General features: G+C 48.1%; 16 protein-coding genes and 2 pseudogenes. 13 read left to right on the top strand and 5 right to left on the bottom strand.

Features of this window, described 5'->3' with window-relative positions; all coding sequences use genetic code 11:
* The first annotated feature begins 337 nt into the window (after nucleotides 1-337).
* Nucleotides 338-1,198 (top strand): putative beta-lysine N-acetyltransferase, encoded by an 861-nt coding sequence (gene ablB, locus ACFQNG_RS05180; protein ID WP_379863821.1) that lies wholly within the window; start codon nucleotides 338-340, stop codon nucleotides 1,196-1,198.
* Nucleotides 1,199-1,360: 162 nt separating this feature from the next.
* Here the strand turns inward: ablB and ACFQNG_RS05175 are convergent, their stop codons facing one another.
* The gene (locus tag ACFQNG_RS05175; protein WP_379863820.1) at nucleotides 1,361-1,972 is read right to left on the bottom strand and encodes an NUDIX hydrolase; all 612 of its coding nucleotides are present in this window, start codon (nucleotides 1,970-1,972) and stop codon (nucleotides 1,361-1,363) included.
* A gap of 238 nt (nucleotides 1,973-2,210) precedes the next feature.
* Here ACFQNG_RS05175 and ACFQNG_RS05170 point away from each other — a divergent pair, with 238 nt between their 5' ends.
* The 9 genes and pseudogenes from ACFQNG_RS05170 to ACFQNG_RS05130 all read left to right on the top strand — a co-directional run bounded on the left by ACFQNG_RS05170 (nucleotide 2,211) and on the right by ACFQNG_RS05130 (nucleotide 10,478).
* Nucleotides 2,211-3,089 (top strand): GNAT family N-acetyltransferase, encoded by an 879-nt coding sequence (locus tag ACFQNG_RS05170; protein WP_379863819.1) that lies wholly within the window; start codon nucleotides 2,211-2,213, stop codon nucleotides 3,087-3,089.
* Nucleotides 3,090-3,204: 115 nt separating this feature from the next.
* Entirely contained in the window at nucleotides 3,205-4,023 is an 819-nt protein-coding gene (locus ACFQNG_RS05165) for an SPL family radical SAM protein (RefSeq protein ID WP_379863818.1), read from the top strand.
* Nucleotides 4,024-4,040: 17 nt separating this feature from the next.
* Nucleotides 4,041-4,232, top strand: coding sequence for a hypothetical protein (locus tag ACFQNG_RS05160; protein ID WP_379863817.1), 192 nt, complete (start codon nucleotides 4,041-4,043; stop codon nucleotides 4,230-4,232).
* A 139-nt stretch (nucleotides 4,233-4,371) separates the two neighbouring features.
* Entirely contained in the window at nucleotides 4,372-4,617 is a 246-nt protein-coding gene (locus tag ACFQNG_RS05155; protein WP_379863855.1) for a GNAT family N-acetyltransferase, read from the top strand.
* 425 nt (nucleotides 4,618-5,042) lie between these two features.
* Nucleotides 5,043-6,827, top strand: coding sequence for a M3 family oligoendopeptidase (locus ACFQNG_RS05150; protein ID WP_379863816.1), 1,785 nt, complete (start codon nucleotides 5,043-5,045; stop codon nucleotides 6,825-6,827).
* A gap of 247 nt (nucleotides 6,828-7,074) precedes the next feature.
* Nucleotides 7,075-8,112 (top strand): annotated as a pseudogene (locus ACFQNG_RS05145) (alkene reductase); the annotation flags it as partial.
* A 34-nt stretch (nucleotides 8,113-8,146) separates the two neighbouring features.
* Entirely contained in the window at nucleotides 8,147-8,278 is a 132-nt protein-coding gene (locus ACFQNG_RS05140) for a hypothetical protein (protein ID WP_379863815.1), read from the top strand.
* A 239-nt stretch (nucleotides 8,279-8,517) separates the two neighbouring features.
* Nucleotides 8,518-9,879: pseudogene (locus ACFQNG_RS05135) on the top strand (alpha-amylase family glycosyl hydrolase); the annotation flags it as partial.
* Nucleotides 9,880-9,965: 86 nt separating this feature from the next.
* Nucleotides 9,966-10,478, top strand: a complete 513-nt coding sequence (locus ACFQNG_RS05130; protein WP_379863814.1) for a DUF6886 family protein — start codon at nucleotides 9,966-9,968, stop codon at nucleotides 10,476-10,478.
* A 94-nt stretch (nucleotides 10,479-10,572) separates the two neighbouring features.
* Here ACFQNG_RS05130 and ACFQNG_RS05125 read toward each other — a convergent pair whose 3' ends face one another.
* Nucleotides 10,573-11,781, bottom strand: coding sequence for a macrolide family glycosyltransferase (locus ACFQNG_RS05125; protein ID WP_379863813.1), 1,209 nt, complete (start codon nucleotides 11,779-11,781; stop codon nucleotides 10,573-10,575).
* Between the two features lie 242 nt (nucleotides 11,782-12,023).
* Here ACFQNG_RS05125 and ACFQNG_RS05120 point away from each other — a divergent pair, with 242 nt between their 5' ends.
* Together ACFQNG_RS05120 and ACFQNG_RS05115 are read left to right on the top strand one after the other, a co-directional pair.
* The gene (locus ACFQNG_RS05120) at nucleotides 12,024-12,467 is read left to right on the top strand and encodes a MarR family winged helix-turn-helix transcriptional regulator (RefSeq protein WP_379863812.1); all 444 of its coding nucleotides are present in this window, start codon (nucleotides 12,024-12,026) and stop codon (nucleotides 12,465-12,467) included.
* A 129-nt stretch (nucleotides 12,468-12,596) separates the two neighbouring features.
* The gene (locus tag ACFQNG_RS05115; protein WP_379863811.1) at nucleotides 12,597-14,207 is read left to right on the top strand and encodes an MDR family MFS transporter; all 1,611 of its coding nucleotides are present in this window, start codon (nucleotides 12,597-12,599) and stop codon (nucleotides 14,205-14,207) included.
* Between the two features lie 93 nt (nucleotides 14,208-14,300).
* Here ACFQNG_RS05115 and ACFQNG_RS05110 read toward each other — a convergent pair whose 3' ends face one another.
* Nucleotides 14,301-15,002, bottom strand: coding sequence for a hypothetical protein (locus ACFQNG_RS05110; protein WP_379863810.1), 702 nt, complete (start codon nucleotides 15,000-15,002; stop codon nucleotides 14,301-14,303).
* Nucleotides 15,003-15,015: 13 nt separating this feature from the next.
* The gene (locus ACFQNG_RS05105) at nucleotides 15,016-15,525 is read right to left on the bottom strand and encodes a matrixin family metalloprotease (RefSeq protein ID WP_379863809.1); all 510 of its coding nucleotides are present in this window, start codon (nucleotides 15,523-15,525) and stop codon (nucleotides 15,016-15,018) included.
* A gap of 323 nt (nucleotides 15,526-15,848) precedes the next feature.
* Here ACFQNG_RS05105 and ACFQNG_RS05100 point away from each other — a divergent pair, with 323 nt between their 5' ends.
* Nucleotides 15,849-16,337, top strand: a complete 489-nt coding sequence (locus ACFQNG_RS05100) for an NUDIX hydrolase (RefSeq protein ID WP_379863808.1) — start codon at nucleotides 15,849-15,851, stop codon at nucleotides 16,335-16,337.
* Between the two features lie 326 nt (nucleotides 16,338-16,663).
* Here the strand turns inward: ACFQNG_RS05100 and ACFQNG_RS05095 are convergent, their stop codons facing one another.
* Nucleotides 16,664-17,953, bottom strand: a complete 1,290-nt coding sequence (locus tag ACFQNG_RS05095; RefSeq protein ID WP_379863807.1) for a nucleobase:cation symporter-2 family protein — start codon at nucleotides 17,951-17,953, stop codon at nucleotides 16,664-16,666.
* Nucleotides 17,954-18,177 lie beyond the last annotated feature (224 nt).

Below are 18,177 nucleotides of genomic sequence, written 5' to 3'. Positions count from 1 at the left end.
AACAAACATAGTCGCGTTTTTGTCTTGCCCACGCGGAAACTATGTTCTTCCGCTTTTTAGCAGCGGTTTTTTCACCTCGCTTGTGATGGTTTTGTTCATTGCGGAAGATGTGTGGGATGATCGAAAATGACCATTTCATACTATAATAAACATTTCATTTGCAAGTCATTTTTAAAAATGCGGATGGAAGCCAAAGTTATTTGATGTTGTGAAAAAATCTTTTCCCCTCTTGCGGCTTGGCGAGCAGGAAACATAGGTGAAATCGAGCTTCGTGCCGTCCTCTTTTTTTATGCGAACGAAAACATGTTAATTTTTATTCGTTTAGGGAAGTTTAATAATGAGTAAAAAAGGGGAGGTTACTGATTTGACCACTGTTGATTATTCGCCAAAGAACACCGTTCTTGAAATGGATGAGCACAATAGCCGCATGAAGTTGTTGCACTACAAATCCGAAGACATCGAAGCTTTGGCGAATCACCTGGCTGAATTGGCGGAAGAGAAAGATATCGGGAAAGTCATGATTTACGCGGATCCGGATGATACGAAGGCGTTTGAAGAAATGGGTTTTGAGAAAGAAGGGGAGATCAGCGTTTTTTTCAACGGGGAACCGGCGGTGATTTTGTCCCGCTTCATCGATGGCCGCCGCGCGGTGGAAAAAGATGCGGAGAAGAAAGATGAGATCGTCGAGTTGGCCGAGCGGAAAGAAACCATAACGGAGCCGCCGGAGCTTGATCCTTCCTTTACTTTGCGTCATGCGACAGAGGAGGATGCGGAAGAGTTGGCTGCGTTATATCGCACCGTATTTGAAACCTATCCCACGCCCGTGCATGATCCCGAATTTATTAAAAAGTGCCTTCGCAACCATGTTTATTTCTCCGTTGTCACCCACAACGGGAAGATTGTGAGCGCGGCTTCGGCGGATGTGTTTACCCGTTACAATTGTGCCGAGATCACTGATTGTGCCACACATCCTGATTACCGGGGCAAAGGCTTGTTAAGCGCGATCATTTTTGATTTGGAGAAGCGGATGCGGGCACGGGGGGTGCCAAACTTGTTTTCCCTTACGCGCGCGGTATCCGTCGGGATGAATATTGTGATCTCGCGCCATGGGTTTGAGTACAAAGGGCGCCTCATTCAAAACAGCCAGATCGCTGGCCGGTTTGAGGACATGAATATCTGGGTGAAAAAATTGGATTGATATAGGAAAAAATGAAATGGCTCAGTTAAATACGAAACCAAATGGTTGTGTTTGCGCCCTTTGCGTAACCATTTGGTTTCGTATTTTCTGTGGGTGCGTGCTTTTGGGTATATAGCGTTAAGACGTCATGGAAATCATATCACTCAAGCCAATCGATTCGCTTCAATCATGAAAGACTTCTCCTGTTTCCACCGCTCTTAACATAAGCTGGATTTGTTCTCTTGTCACCCTTTCCGTGGATAACTCGGGTAGGGAATCCGTTGAATGAAAGGCGACGCCCTCGGTTTCGATGCTGGTCATCGGTTTTCCGCCGACCAAACGGCACAGCACAAAAATCTTATAGATGTAAAAGGGGGACGGTGGATGTTTGTGGCGATTGCGATCAAGTACAGCCAACACTCGCTCCGTCTCCACTTCGTAGCCCGATTCCTCGGCCACTTCCTTGATGATATTTTCCCTGAGCGATAAACCCGGTTCCGCCCATCCTCCCGGCAGTGACCATTTCCCATCGCTTTTTTCTTTGACAAACAGCAGTTCTCGTTCTTTCATCACAACGGCTCTTACATCCACCTTGGGTGTTTGATACCCGGTTTCATTTAGAAACCATGTTTTCACGTTTTCCACAGGCATGTCTATATAGTGAGAAAGCATGTGGGCGCTGATCTCACTTAATTCCTGAAAGCGTTCAATATCAAATGGGTCGCGGCAATAAGCCAACCCTGATTGGGCAATGGCTTGAATGCGTTTGGCGGTCTTCAGCCAAAAAGGTTCCATATTCATTCCCCCTGCCGGAATTCAGATGATCGATGCGATTCCCAAATAATTCGTGACGCGAAGTGAGTTTGCCTTCCATGTTTGTTATATTAACTATATAAGAAAATCCATGGCATGGGAGGGAAGAGAGGGAGATTCGTCGGATATGTGGGAGCGGACATGGAAGCGCGAAATCTTTGAATAGTTACGCGGCGTGACCATGAGCACCTTTTAAGCATCTTAGATAAGGAGAGAACTTATGATACGTATTCATCCGTTGAGTCAATGCACTTGGGAAGAGGCGTTGCGGTTGTGGAACGAAGCTTTTTCCGGTTACTTCCTGGATGTGTCGATGGCGATGGAGACATACCTGAGAAAGTGGGTGAATGAATCGCTTTCACCGGAGTTGTCCCTGGTGGCTTGGATTGATGAGAAGCCCGTTGGATTTGTGATTAATGGCATCCGATCGATCAACGGGAAGAAAGTGGCTTGGAATGGGGGAACGGCCATTGTGCCGGCCTGGCGCGGCAAAGGGATTGGCCGGAAATTGATGGAAGAAGCGCTGGTTTTGTATAAACGTGAAGGGGTGGAGCTGGCCACCCTGGAAGCGATTGCGGTCAATCAGGCGGCGATTCGCCTCTATGAAAAATTGGGATATCGCATAGTGGATCGCGTCTCTTTTTATCGCTCGCCTGAATCTCTGACTCCGATTGAGTCGACCCGGTCCACTTATCAAATCGAACGGATCGCACCGATCCAAGTGTCGTCATTGCCGTTTTATCGTCATGAGGCCACATGGCAGACGCAGTGGTTTTGCCTGCGGGATGGGGAAGCGTGGGTGGCGAAAGATGACCAGGGGCATGTCGTGGGATACGCGCTCGTGCGCAAAATGGTGGATGAACAGGGGAAACCGCAAAAAGCGGTGCTCTATCAGGCGGAGGTTGAGCCTGGCCGGACGGATGAACGGGAATGTATCCAATGTTTGCTGCAAACGGCATTGGGGCCTGTATCTGCTTCGTGTGAGCGGGTGATTGTGAACTGGCCTTCCACCAAACGCGCCGGTGCGGAACTCATCAAGCAGTTGGGGTTTGAGGTATTGGTCGAACAGGTACAGATGGCCAAAGAAATGGCGGAGTAGGTTGGCGACGAGGGCGGGGCTGGCCCGTTTGCCCCGGTCCGAACGTTGCATTTATGTGAAAGCGGTGTAACATTAAGCTCAGTTGGTTGATATCAAGAATGGAGAGGAGGAGGAGATGAACGTTCAGATCACCCACAAGGAACCGAAACGCATTCTCAATCCGACCGGAGGATTTTTGCAAGGATATACTCATTCGCTAAACCCCTATGCCGGATGCGTCTATGCGTGCTCGTATTGCTACGTGCGGCGGATGCCGATTGCGCTGTTTCGCAAGCAAGAATGGGGGACATGGGTGGACGTAAAGCAAGGGGCGGCGGATCGGTTGCGCGCAGAGATGGGCGCAGCGAGACGGAAAGGAACCGTCACCATCTTCATGTCTTCCAGCACCGATCCGTACCAGCCGGTTGAGGTTCAGGCCGGCATCACCCGCGCTCTTCTTGAAGTCTTGGTGGAGGAAAAGCCGGATTTTTTGTTCGTGCAGACCCGGAGCCCGTTGGTGACAAGGGATATCGATCTATTCTTGCGATTGAAGGATCGGATTCGCATCAGCATGACAATTGAAACCGATCTAGAAACGATCCGCAAAAGGTTTACCCCTGCCGCCCCGCCCATTGCCGCGCGCCTGCGGGCATTGAGGCGAATCATCGAGCACGGCCTTCCGGCACAGGCCGCATTGGCCCCGGTGCTTCCCTTCAGTGAGGAATTTCCCAAGACATTGGCGGATATCGTGGATCGTGTGTGCGTAGATGATTATTTCACCGGTGACGGGAGTGGAGGAAGACGGACGGAGAAGCTGGGCATTCGCCAGAGATATAAGGAGGTGGGCTTGGAAGAGTGGTACGGGCCCGATGTGCATCAGAAGGTGGTGGAGCGTTTGCGTGCGGCGTTTGCGGATCATCAGATCTTGCTTAGCCAAGAAGGGTTTTTGCCTTAAGTCAAGGAGATCCATCAGTGATCATAGATCAGGGGTTCGCTGTCGGCGCCTGGGACGGTTCTGCTTCGGTGTGGGTTGCAAGTGCGGTGACAGACGGGCGTTTTCGGGCGTATATTGAAGAAATACAGAAATCATGGAGTTGGACAGAAATTAATCTCAAACCTGTTGGGTCGGTTGGGGGGGATCGATATCAACAGCCACTTTTGTGAAGAAGAACTCATTCTTTTTACGGGAAAAGCGGGTTTAATTACGGAAAAATCTGAAAAATGATGCATCGAAAAGGGAGATGAGTGGCCAACTTGCATATAAAAATATTGCAACGTTACAAAAGAAGACTTTTGTAACCTAATAAACCATTTTACTTGCGATTGGATAGGGGATGTTTGGGGATGTACGATGCATGTTGATCCAGCTTATCGCGACAGGGGACTGAAAGAGCAATTGGTGTTGCTCTGTTCAAGTGGGGCAGAGAAAGCGGCGCGCAAGAGGCTTATTTGGCAAGTGCATGCGAAAAACGAGTCGGCCCTCAACCTTTATCGTAAGTTTGGTTTTTTGGAAAATTATATGTTTAGACATATTTTAGACATTATTTAACCGATCAACAGGTCGGGCTGAGTTTCGCCGGAATTTTTTCCTCTGCCATTTCCAGCCGGATCCGACACTCATACCATCTGGCCAACGTATCGCCGATACCGACAATCGTATACTCTAACGGTCCATTTAAAATAATACGGGGTTCGACCAACACCAAAACCCGAACTGATACGGTGAACCCTGGTACAGGATTCGACCAGAGAAAAATAGATCGCCGGAACCTTTAAATATTAAAACTAGTTTGCATAGCAAACAAAAAGAAAAATCATGCGTCAATCCGCAAGCGGCTATGCGATTCAGGGCAGATGAAGGCAATGCAGGTGTTTCCCTTATCAAATTTTGCTTGAAGTGCTAGAAGATTCCGGCTTACAATCAATTTGAAGTCATCCCTATATGGGAAATATCGAAAACAAGGGTGATACCGATTGTCAATAACCTATTCTGAAACATGGGATTTGGAGAGCATTTTTGCAGGTGGAAGTGAATCATCCGCTTTGCGGCGCCAATTGGAAGAATTAGAGCAAGCGTTGCCTTCCTTGAAGAAGTACATAGAGTCACTTGAACCGACGGTGTCTGTGAAGACATGGCATGACGTGGTTCAGACATTGCAGCGGTTGGGGAGCTTGCATGCAGAAGCGCGTTCTTTTCTCGATTGTCTGATCTCACAAAATGTCAATGATGAGAAAGCCAAAGTCTTGTCGGGCAAATTAACCCAAATCGGGGCGGATTACGAAGCGACCATCACCGCGCTGGAGAGCAAAGCGACGCAAGTATCGGAAGAGACGTGGCATCAAATGATGGCAACCCCCGAGCTGAATCGCATCTCGTTTGCCTTGAACGAAATGCGCCAACGGGCGTTGGAGAAACTGGCTCCGAAACAGGAAGAGTTGGTGGGCGACTTAAGCGTGGACGGTTATCATGCGTGGTGGGAGATGTACGGCACCATTGTGGGACGGATGCAAATCCCGTTTGAAGAAGGGGGGGTGACGAAACCGTTGTCTGTCGGACAACTTTCCAATAAATTGGTTAGTCCTGAGCGGGAAGTTCGTCAGCGGGCTTTTGAAAAGTGGGAAGAGGCATGGCGAAAAGAATCGGATCTCTGCGCGGTCACCATCAATCACCTGTCGGGTTATCGTTTGCAATTGTATAAACACCGCCAATGGGAAAATGTGCTGAAGGAGCCCCTCGACGTGAACCGGATGGAGGAGCAAACACTGCAAACGATGTGGCAAGTGATTGCCAAGAACAAGCATCGCTTGCTTCCATATATGGAGCGCAAAGCGAAACTGTTGGGATTGGATAAACTCAGTTGGCACGATGTCCAAGCCCCCCTGCCGGGAAATAAACAAACCGTTCCTTATACGGAAGCGGCGCAATTTATCATTGAACAGTTTCATCAATTTAATCCGGATATGGCCGCTTTCGCGCGGATGGCTTTTGAAAAAGGTTGGATTGAAGCGGAGGATCGCCCCGGCAAACGGCCAGGCGGGTTTATGACGGAGTTCCCGGTGAGCGGCGAATCGCGCATCTTTATGACCTTTAGCGGGACGCCAAACTGCGTGTCCACCTTGGCTCATGAATTGGGGCACGCTTATCATACGCATGTGATGAAAGACCTGCCGCTGTTTGCGCAGCAATATGCCATGAACGTCGCTGAAACGGCTTCCACCTTCGCCGAAGTGATTGTAATCGATGCGGCGATCAAACAAGCGGCCTCCAAGGCAGAGAAGATCGCCCTGCTGGCGGATAAAATCCAATCCAGCATCGCTTTTCTCATGGACATCCATTCGCGTTTTCTCTTTGAAACCCGTTTTTACGAGGCGCGCAAGCAGGGACCGCTCAGTCGGGATCGGCTGTGTGAGCTGATGGTGGAAGCGCAAAAAGAAGGCTTTGCCGAAGCGCTGGCGGAGTACCATCCGCACTTCTGGGCATCAAAGCTACACTTTTATGCGACAGACGTTCCGTTCTATAACTTCCCTTACACATTTGGTTATCTGTTCAGTGCGGGAATCTATAACCGTGCCTTGCAGGAGGGGGCTGGCTTCGCGTCCAAATATGTGAACCTGCTTCGTGACACCGCCAGCATGACGGTAGAGGACTTGGCCAAGCATCATCTGGGCATTGACTTGACCCAACCCGATTTCTGGCAAAACGCGGTTGATTTGCTCATGGTCGATGTGGATGAATTTTTGGCTTTGACCCAAGTGTAGGAGACAACCCGGGAGTGTTTGAAGCCTTCCGGGTTTTTTAGTTTAAGGCAATGGCTTGCCATCGTGATTTCAGTCTTGAGCATCGATTCGGCTTTGTCGGAAAAGATCGTTTTTTCTATGCGTTCTTCTTGACTTTTCGAAATGCGAAACATTACTATTTTAATATAAGTGGATATGTTTAATAAGTTGATGATAAATAGTAAGCATAAGCGAAAAGGAGGACTTATTCATGGATAAGTCTGCAAATCTGTTTAAACCAATCCAAATCGGTTCGTGGCATTTGCGTACCCGGACCGCGATGGCTCCGATGACCCGTTGTTTTGCCGATGACCGGACGGGTGAAGTCAATGCCGCGATTGCTGAATATTATCGCAAGCGGGCACAAGATGGCATCGGCCTGATCATTACCGAAGGAACCCTGATCAGTCCCCGGGGCAAAGGAAATCCAGGTGTGCCCGGCATTTACACCTCCCAACAGATCGAGTCATGGAAAGAGGTGACGGATGCCGTGCATGAAGAGGGTGGAACGATTATCTGCCAGTTATGGCATGTGGGTCGTTTAACGCATCGCGACTTACTGGACGGGGTCTTGCCGCAAGCACCTTCGGCAATCGCGGCGCAGGGCAGAGTGCATCGAACGGACAAACCTTATGACATTCCGGAAGAGATGACGGAAGCGGATATGATTGAGGTGGTTAAACAGTATGCGCAAGCGGCCCGGAATGCGCTCCGGGCCGGGTTTGACGGAGTGGAGATTCATGGCGCGCATGGTTACCTGATCGATCAGTTCGTGGCGGAAACAAGCAACCGACGAACCGATCGTTATGGTGGCGGTATCAAGCAACGCCTGACCTTTATGAAAGAAGTGACGGCAGCCGTCATCGAGGCGATTGGCGCGGACCGAACCTTGATCCGTTTTTCGGAACTGAAGGTGGATCAACCGGAATATCGCTGGCAAGATCCCGTGGAGACGATTCAAGCTTTTGTGGAAATGTTCAAGGAAGTGGGCGCGACGATGATCCATCCTTCCACGATGCAGTTCACCCACAAAATCGCCGGAGGCAAAACACTCCATGAGTGGGTGCGAGAGTATTGGGACGGCGTGATTGTCGGAGTGGGCAGCCTTGATCCTAAGACGGCCGAAGAAGCGCTCGCCGCAGGTGTGATTGACGTTGCCGCTTTCGGACGCCCGCTACTTTCCAACCCCGATTTCCTGCATAGGGTTCGCAGTGGAGAGCCGCTTGTGGAGTATGAGGCCAAGGTTCATTTGCCGGTGTTGACGTAATCCCGGCGCAAGTCAACAAGGGGGTTCTACTATTTTGCTTTACAACGGGCAGGAAGCACTGATCACCAATCAGATCGCTTCTTGCCCGTTTTTATGCAAGGAGGGGAATCACTTTTTCAAGGAAAACGGTGCCAAAGGAAAAGGGATCATCAAGATTGATTATTAAATATTTAAATAAATACTACTATATTGAATTGGGTTATCTAACCTATTAAAATAATATTACATATTGGTGAAATCGTTTTCGTCAAATGAAAAAAGAGATTGATCGCTTATTTTTTCTGTTTTTATGAAACCGTTTGCACAAAAAGGAGGAAAAACATGAGAAAGGTTGCTTTGGTCAGTTTGGTGTTCGCCTTGGTGTTGGGACTTGTACTGGCCACAGAGGCACCGCATGCCACCGCGCTTACCCCCGTTGATTGGCAAGAGAAAAGCATCTACTTCATTATGACGGACCGTTTTGCCAATGGTGATGCGACCAATGACAATTACGGCGGATTCAATGCGGACAAAAACGATCCACGCAAGTACCATGGCGGGGATTTTCAGGGGATCATCAACCAATTGGACTATATCAAGAACATGGGTTTCACTGCGATCTGGATTACCCCTGTTACGATGCAAAAGAGCGCCAATGCCTACCATGGCTATTGGACATATGATTTTTACAGCGTAGATGGGCACCTGGGCTCAATGGCCAAATTGCAAGAGCTGGTGCAAAAGGCGCATGCGAAAAACATCTCGGTGATGCTGGATGTGGTTGCCAACCATACGGGTGATTTCCAACCCAATGGCTATGCCAAAGCGCCGTTTGACAAATATGATTGGTACCATCACAATGGCGATACGCAGGACTGGAATGATCAATGGTGGGTGGAAAATGGAGATATCGCTGGATTGGATGATTTAAATCACGAAAATCCGGCCACAGCGGCTGAATTGAAGAATTGGATTTCTTGGCTTGTGCAAACCACAGGGGTGGACGGCTTGCGGGTTGATACGGTGAAACACGTGCCCAAATGGTTTTGGCGCGATTTTGACGGGGCGGCTAATACTTTCACGCTTGGGGAGGTATTTCACGGAGATCCCGCCTATGTTGGGGATTACACCAATTATTTGGATGCCGCGCTGGATTTCCCGATGTACTACACGATTAAAAATGTGTTTGGCCAGGATCAGTCGATGTACCAAATCAAAGACCGTTATGCGCAGGATTATCGGTATAAAAACCCGCTCACGAATGGATTGTTTATCGATAACCATGATGTGCCCCGTTTCCTCAATGAAGCCTCCGGTAGACCGGGCCAATCCTGGGATAAGTGGCCTCAGCTAAAAGCGGCGCTAGGCTTTATCTTCACTTCCCGCGGCATTCCGGTTGTGTACCAAGGCACCGAGCAGGGCTTCAGTGGGGGAGCAGATCCTTATAACAGGGAAGACATGGTGTTTAACGCCAATCACGAGCTATACAATTATATTGCTAAACTGAATTACATCCGCAATTCACATCCCGCCCTGCGCAAAGGTTCCCAAAAAGAGAAATGGGTGGATGATACGTTCTATACTTTCCAACGTTCCTATAATGGGGATGAAGTGATTGTGATGATCAACAACTCTTGGAACACCCAAACGCGCACCGTTCCCAATATCGATAATATCGCAAGTGGAACGACGCTGTTTAACCGGATGGGGACGGATACGGTGACGGTGAATAACGGATCGGTTTCAGCGACGCTTGGTCCCAAAGAAGTGAAGATTTTCACCAAATAAGCGATCAACCGCCCGGAGAAAATGCCGGGCGGTTGTGTTTTTGCATGCGCTGGCCATGATAACCTTTAAGCCAAGGAGGAAATGAGTTGAAGCTTTATCATATCAGTGAAGACCCTGGAATCACCTGTTTTAGGCCCCGCATCCCCAAGTCGAATCCTGATGCCGCTCCTGCCGTTTGGGCCATCAACGAAAAACGCGCTCCACATTATTACTTTCCCCGCGATTGCCCTCGGGTCTGCTACTGGGTGTCGCCTGACACAACGGAAGAAGACCGGGACAAGTTTTTTGGTCATACCTCTGCAACGTGGATCATTGCCATTGAAAAAGATTGGTTTGCGCGGGTGCGTGAGGCGCAATTGTATCGTTATGAGCTTCCCCCTGAGACATTTCGCTGTATCGATATGAATGCGGGTTATTACATTTCCCAGTCAACCGTCACACCAACGACAGTCGAACCATTGGGTGATTTGTTGGCGAGATTGATGGCAACCCGTATTGAATTGCGCATCACTCCATCGCTGTGGCCACTGGTTGAAGCGGTCCCGGCTTCGACGGTGGGGTTCTCTATGATCCGCCTGCGAAATGCCGGAGGTCGATAAATCTCAATTTTGAAAAAGGAGGAGTGCCTTTACCCGGAATTCACCAGGTAAAAGAGCGGAAGGAAGCTGCACGTATGCGGTAGCTTCCATGCTGTTATTGATTGACAAACTTCAATATCTCATCTGCCGCTTTTACATAGCCGCCCGCTTCACGAAACGACTTGCCGATCCGTTGGGCGTTTCGTTTGTAGACCGGATTGCTCAACGCTTCGCCAACGGCGTTTTTCAATGTGGCCGCATCCAAGTGATTGAAGTCCAATAAAATGCCGGCTCCCAATTGTTTGACGCGTTCAGCCACAATGGGTTGGTCATTGACCAGGGGGAGCATGACCAATGGAACGTGATAATACAATCCTTCGTGCGTGCTGTTCATGCCGCAATGCGTGACGAACGCATCCGCATGGCGCAGCACATCCAACTGTGGCACATAGTTGCGGACAATAAAATTGTCTGGGAACGGTTCAAGCTCTTCCACCTTCAAATTGTTGCCAATGCTTAACACCACAAGCGCATCGAGGTCGTTTAACGCTTCAAAGCACAGACGATAAAACGCAGGATGGTTGTTGGCGATGGTGCCCAACGAAATGAAGACGACAGGTCCTTCTTTCAGTTTATGGATCGGAAAATCCCCTTGGTCTTTTCGGTCCGCGATCGAAGGGCCCACAAAGAGATAAGGAGCACCCGACTGTGGGACATCGCCTTGCAGATGCTGGGAAGTGAAGACAATGTTCAATTCTCCTTCGCACATCATGGACTGCGGCGGAGGGGCGAGGGCGATTCCGTATTTTGCTTCGATCCGTTCTTTGGATTGCAGGAATTGCTCTTTCATATGGTTGAACCGTTCCATTAAGTGTTTGTTTTTCTCTAGCATTTGCTTCATCATCCGGGAGGGTGAGATGGAAGCGAAAACGGTCCAAGTCGAGATGGAAGGGAGGTTGAGGCGTTTGGCAATCCATGTTCCGGCCAAAGTCTGCGCATCATATAGGATATAGTCATACATTTCGTGTTTTGTCTCTTCTAAGATCTTGTCGGCGATGGTTTCCATCATTCCTAACATGTCCGGAAATTGGGTGGATTGATTTGGTTTAATAAACATGCCGTTTTTCACAAACCGTTTAAGGAGTTGTTCCATATCGACTGCGGTCGGACGAAACTCAGCACCTGTACTTTCGATCTTCGCTTTGAATTTATTGTTGCTGTAATAGACGATTTCCTCACCACGGGTAACCAGTTCCCGAACTAGGCCGATCGTGGGGTTTACATGACCTTCGCCGAAGGGGGCAACATACAGTGCTCTTGCCATTTTATCCACTCCTTATTTCTGTAGCAATAATACTTTACTATAAAGATATTGGGACAAAATTGATTAATTGTTAAAGTAACTTTATAATAAAGATACTTTAATACCAATATATATAACGAATCAAAATAATACAATGCCATGGTGCAGGAAAATGTTTCAGGTTTGTAAACAAATTAGAGAAGGATGCTATAATGAAAAAACAATGAACCCTGTGCCCAAACAACTAAGAGAGGATGAGGATAATGGGCTCTGACTTGAATTGGTATGATCCCCAGTTGCAACGGTTTGACCAGATTTCAGAGCGGTTTGCTCAATATATGAGTAAACAGTTTGATGAGTTGCCATATAAATTGACGCCGGTCAAGTTTGTGCTGTTGCGCACGGTTTACGTTAAAGGGAAATGCATGGTGGTTGATTTGTCGCGACAAGTGAATTTGACTTCGGGAGCAACGACGCTCGCGTTGAATAAATTAGAGCAAGAAGGGATGATCGTCCGCACGCGTGACCATGTGGATCGGCGCATTGTCTGGGTTGAGCTGACTGACGAGGGAAAAAGCATTGTCGAACAAACTGTGAAGCGGCGCCAGCAGGTGATCAGAAAGATGCTGGATGTGTTGACCGTTGAAGAGCAAGAAATGTTTATTCAACTGATGGAGAAAATTTCCGTGAAAATCAGTCAAATGTAGCTTGGGGATGATTTTCCAAGCTTAGAGCGAAAAATATCTTTGTAATAAAGTTAGTTTAGTGATAAGATATTCGCGGATAGAAAATAGTAGAAGTGGATATTGTTTTCTTATTGGGTAGGAGGGATATGCATGAATCAAAAAGAGATGGCCGTCGATCCATTGCTGCCTGAGCCAGTGCAAGCCACTCCCAAACGGGGGGTTTTGCTCGCCGGTTTGATTGTGGCCATGTTGTTTGCGGCCTTGGACGGCACCATTGTCGGGACGGCCATTCCGCGTATTGTTGGGGAATTGGGCGGGTTGAGCTTGATGTCGTGGTTAACGACAGCGTATATGCTCACATCCACCACGATTGTTCCGATCGCCGGTAAGTTGGCCGACCTATTTGGCCGCCGGGTGGTTTATGTGTCTGGCTTGGTGATCTTCATTGTGGGTTCCGCCTTGTGTGGGGCAGCCCAAACGATGGAAGGGCTGATTTGGTTCCGTGCCCTGCAGGGATTGGGCGGTGGCATTATGATGCCATTGGCTTTGATCGTGATTGGGGATATGTTTACAGGCAAAGAACGGGCCAAATGGCAAGGGGTGTTTGGCGCGATTTTTGGATTGGCTTCTGTCATCGGCCCTCAAGTGGGTGGATGGATTGTGGATGCGGTGAACTGGCGTTGGGTGTTTTATATTAACTTACCAGTCGGTATTGTGGCGACTGTGCTGATTTTCATCGGTCTTCAGAGCAAGCGCACCGAAGGGCCGGTGAAGTTGGATATCGGCGGTATGATCACTTTGATCGTTGGAGTGGTCAGCTTGCTGTTGGCTCTTTCTTTCGGCGGAAAAGACTACGCCTGGGATTCTTGGCAAATCATTTCGCTTTTAGGTGTCGCTCTCGTGTTCTTAATCGTTTTTGTGTTGATCGAATCCAGAACAGAAGAACCCATTTTGCCCATGCATCTGTTTAAAAACCGTATTTTTACCATCATAAACGGGTTGGGGTTTTTGATGACCTTGGGCATGTTTGGCGCGATCACCTTCATTCCGTTTTATATGCAAGGGGTGTTGGGCGTTAGCGCGACGGATTCCGGCACGGTCATGACGCCGATGATGATTTCCATGATTATCACCAGCATGTTGTCTGGACAGCTGGTATATAAAGTGGGAATCAAACCGATGATGTTGACCGGAATGGCGATCATCATGGGTTCCTTTGGTTTGTTGATGACGCTAAGCTTAGACAGTTCGCAGTATCTCGCCATGTCTTATCTGGTGTTGATGGGGTTGGGCATGGGGCTGGTCATGCCGAACATTACTTTGGCTTTGCAAGAGGCTTTCTCCAAGGAAGAACTGGGTGTCGTGACCTCTTCCAGCCAATTTTTCCGTAATATGGGCGGAACCTTTGGCGTGGCTATTCTCGGTTCGGTATTAAACCACCATTCGACCCAATTATTGAATGAAAAGCTGGTGCCCGTCTTTCAGAAGTTGCCGGCACAAGTGCAAGGGATGCTTGCGCCGATGAAGGAAATGATCAATACGGATCCGCAGGGGTTATATTCGATGCTCTTCAGCCCCGAAGCATTGAAGAAACTGCCAACCCTCTTGCAGCAACAGATGGTGCCTGTATTGAAGACCACCTTGGTTGATTCATTGTATTATGTTTTCTTTTATGGTTTACTTTTTGCCGCACTTGGTTTTGTCCTTGTCTTTTTCTTGGGTAAAATCAATTTGACGCAAGATCGGAAGACAGCGCCATAACAAACGCGAGGTGATCCACCTTGCGTTTGTTTTTTTGATGAAGGAAAAAGAAAAGGGCGCTCTGGCCATGGGAGCACCCTTTGTCGGGAAGATTTATTCCGTTTGTGATCCGGTTAATGTGTCCAGCACTTCAGATACGTTTAACCCGGTGATTTTATCTGCATAAGATTCAGCGAAGTTATGTAGCTCCACCACCACATCTTCGGGTTTCGAATCACCTTCCAGATGGATGGAACTGATTTGTTGCAATAAAGAAGATTGTGGTTTGGCAAGGGTAACCGTTTGGTCACTGTTAATTTCCAGACTGTAGGGAAAGAATGGGATACCGTAAAAGTCCGTTCCTTCAATCGATTTAAGGAATAGCATATATGACTTCCCGATGATCGGTTTGATATAATTTGGGTCGGTCACAGTCAGTTTACCGTTCAGGTCCAGGTTTTCCAGTTCTTTGGTTTTCGGGATGTTGACCAAGATGGTGTCTCCCTCATCGATTGTTCCTTTGACAACCTGGTTGACTTTAAATTGATATAATTCGCCTTTGTGATAGACAACAGTGGATTCTGAACTAGGGTTTTGGGGATCTCGGGCCGAATTGATTGTACGATCCAATTTCACATATTTTCCTACAACAATGGCGTTTGATTTATCCTTCATTTCCTCCAAATGAAAGGCCACATTCAGGGAACCATCGACGCGAATCACTTTCGGTTTATTATTCAAAAAGTGAATGCCTATAAAAAAAGAAGTGACGGCGATGGAGACAAAGATTGCAAGACTTGCCCATTTTTTACCCATGGGTTCCCCTCCTTCAGTAGATATAGTCGAGTCCATTGATGTCATCTTCTTGTGGAGTGGATACATTTGGTGTATATTTGTACATTAACGTAGTGGGATAGTTATTGTCGTCCAAACCCAAGATATGTCCCAACTCATGACCACCAATTTTAATGGATTTTTCGTATGTAGTCGTATATTCTTGGTTCAGTTTGACTATCCAGTAATCCATGCAATTGTCCCCGCCGGATGAATAACCCGCATATCCGTTCCAACCATCCGCCTCGCGATAAGAATCAATCACGCCGCTGGCGGTGCTGTCACCGACAAAATTTCGATAGGTTTGAGCGGCATGCCAGTTTTTTATCGCTTGGCTTGTCCCGGTTTGATGATTGTAGGAAATGGAACCGCCCCAGCGGAAATAGACAGGATCTGAACATTGTTTTTTGCTTGTGACGGAGAAAGCAAAAACATTGGAAGTATATAGCGCAGCAGAGGTCAGGCCTAAACAAATTGCAAGGACGATGCCCAAAAGCTTCTTCACTGTCGTTTCTCCCTTCCATTTTGTCTTGTGCGAGCTTATATTAATAATATATAGAAAACCTATAGTAAAAGTCTATCTCTCCGTTTGAAATATTTACATACTTTTAAATATAATTATCATAAAAAATAGACCACCTTGACATTAAGGGGGCGTATAGGCGTCTTTTATCGTGTTTTGGTCCGTTTCGGAAACGGTGGCAGGGAAGAACCTGCGGTTGTTTTTTTATCGAATGATCCTTTTTTCTAATGCAACCAAAAGGGGATGGTCGTCGTGGCTTGAACCGCTTTCGACATGCCCATTGGGAAGGAGGAGCTAAAGTTATCATGAACATTCGTCCAGCGGCGAGGATCGTTTTGCTTAATGAGCAAAGCCGCCTACTATTATTTAAAATGGAAGATCAGTTCGTCATCAGTGAAACAAATCCGGATGGCAGACCCGTTTGGTTTACAGTGGGAGGCGGACTGGAGGAAGGGGAAACTTACGAAGCCGCCGCCAAACGTGAACTGTGGGAAGAAACCGGATTGAAAGACGTGGAATGGGGACCCTTCGTTTGGATTAGGGAAGTGGATGTGGTGTTCAAAGGAGAACTCACCCGATTTGTTGAGCATTACCGCATCGCCCGCATGAAAGGTACCGAGATTCATTTGAATCACCTCACTGTGGAGGAAAAACAAGGTTATCTCACGCATCACTGGTGGAGCATCGACGAATTGAGGGAATCGACAGAGCTGATTTTTCCAAAGAAACTGGCTGAACTATTGGAGCCCATATTGGAGGGGAAGATTACAAAGACCCCCATTTTGATCGATTGACAGGCTGAATGGCTGGAAAATTTACCATGGCCACGACATCAGCACATACAACTGTTGGCGAAGTCACTCAGTTGTACGCCTTAGCGGATGCGACTCGAATCAATTATCACATTAAACTGGTTTGCAGCACATACCATTTCAACGGATTATGATGAATCTCAATGGAACAGTAGACCCAGTTGGGAAAGTTAAATCGTCACATCGAGGAAACGACATCCGGCACTCAGGTGGTCAAGGCGTTCAATAATGAGGAAAAGGCGACATACTTTGAACGGTTTCGTTCCGGAACCGATTAAAAAAAGAGCGGGAGAAGCTTCCCGCTCTTTTTATGCCGCTTTTGCCGGTTTCACTTCTTCTGTTTTGTTGAAGATGATATTTAATGCGATTGCCATCAAACTTCCCAAGACGATTCCGTTTTCCACCACCACGCGAACCATATCAGGCAGTTCCTTGAAGATGGTGGGAACGACGGAGGTGCCTAGGCCCATCCCTACGGAACAAGCGACGATGAGCAGGTTTTTGGTTTCCTTAAAGTCAATGACCGAGAGAGTGCGGATGCCTGACGCGATCACCATGCCAAACATCGGAATCATGGCCCCGCCCAAAACCGCATTGGGGATGATCGTGGTGACCGCCGCCACTTTGGGCAACAAACCCAGTATCATGAGAATGATGCCGGCGGCAATGACCACGGTGCGCGACTTCACTTTGCTGAGGGCGACCAAGCCCACGTTTTGCGAAAAGCTGGTGTAGGGGAACGAGTTGAACAATCCCCCGATGATAATAGCCAAGCCCTCTGCCCGCAAGCCTTTTTTGATTCGTTCACCCTCTAATTTCTCCTCACAAATGTCGGCCAGTGCCATGAAAACACCCGTGGACTCAATCATGCTGACAAGCGCGACCAGGGACATGGTGATGATGGAAGAAACATGAAACTCAGGCACACCGAAATAGAGAGGCTGCACGATGCGGAACCAACTCGCGTCGGCAACGTGGGTCATGTCGACCCGGCCCATAAAGTAAGCGACGACGGTGCCGAAGATCATGGCGATGAGAACGGAGATGGAGCGGACAAATCCCTTGCCGAACCGATTAAGCAATATCACTGTTATGAGCGTAAAGAGTCCGAGAAACAAGTTTTCCCATTGTCCAAATGTGGGAGCCCCTTGTCCCCCGGCCATATTGTTCATGGCGACAGGGATCAGGGATACGCCGATCGTGGTGATGACCGACCCGATCACAACAGGGGGAAACCATCTCATAATCTGTGTGAAGAATTGCGAGATGATCATCACGATGATACCAGATGCGATGACCGAGCCATAGATGGCAGGCACCCCTTCCAATTGTCCAATCGTAATCATGGGGGGAACAGCCGTGAAGGTGCATCCCAAAATGATGGGGAGCTTAGCTCCGAAGAAACGCCCGCCGACCACTTGTAACAACGAAGCAATCCCACAGGTGAATAAGTCAATTGAGATCAAATAGGCCAATTGTTCGGGATTCATCTTGAGTGCACCGCCCACAATCAGGGGAACCACTACCGCCCCGGCATACATAGCCAAGACATGTTGGAATCCAAGAAAGGAAATTTTCCATGCGTTTAATTTTTCCATGATGACCCTCCATTGACTGTTTCCGAATAATATTGCCTATATCATAGCACATTGTTCTGGTTTTGTGGGGAGGGAAATTATAATAAGAATATTAGTTTAATACTGGATTGTACGGGATGAGAGGGGATTGCCGCCGAAACAGGGCGGCTTCTTTGTTTTGCGTGCCCAGCAAGCCGTTAATTGCTAGTTGGTGAAAGTCCAACCGAGGTAAGAGCCAAGTCGCC

It is taken from the genome of Laceyella putida, from assembly GCF_042665195.1.
In the GTDB taxonomy this organism is placed as follows: Bacteria; Bacillota; Bacilli; order Thermoactinomycetales; family Thermoactinomycetaceae; genus Laceyella; species Laceyella putida.
This window is presented reverse-complemented; position numbering and strand designations above follow the sequence as displayed.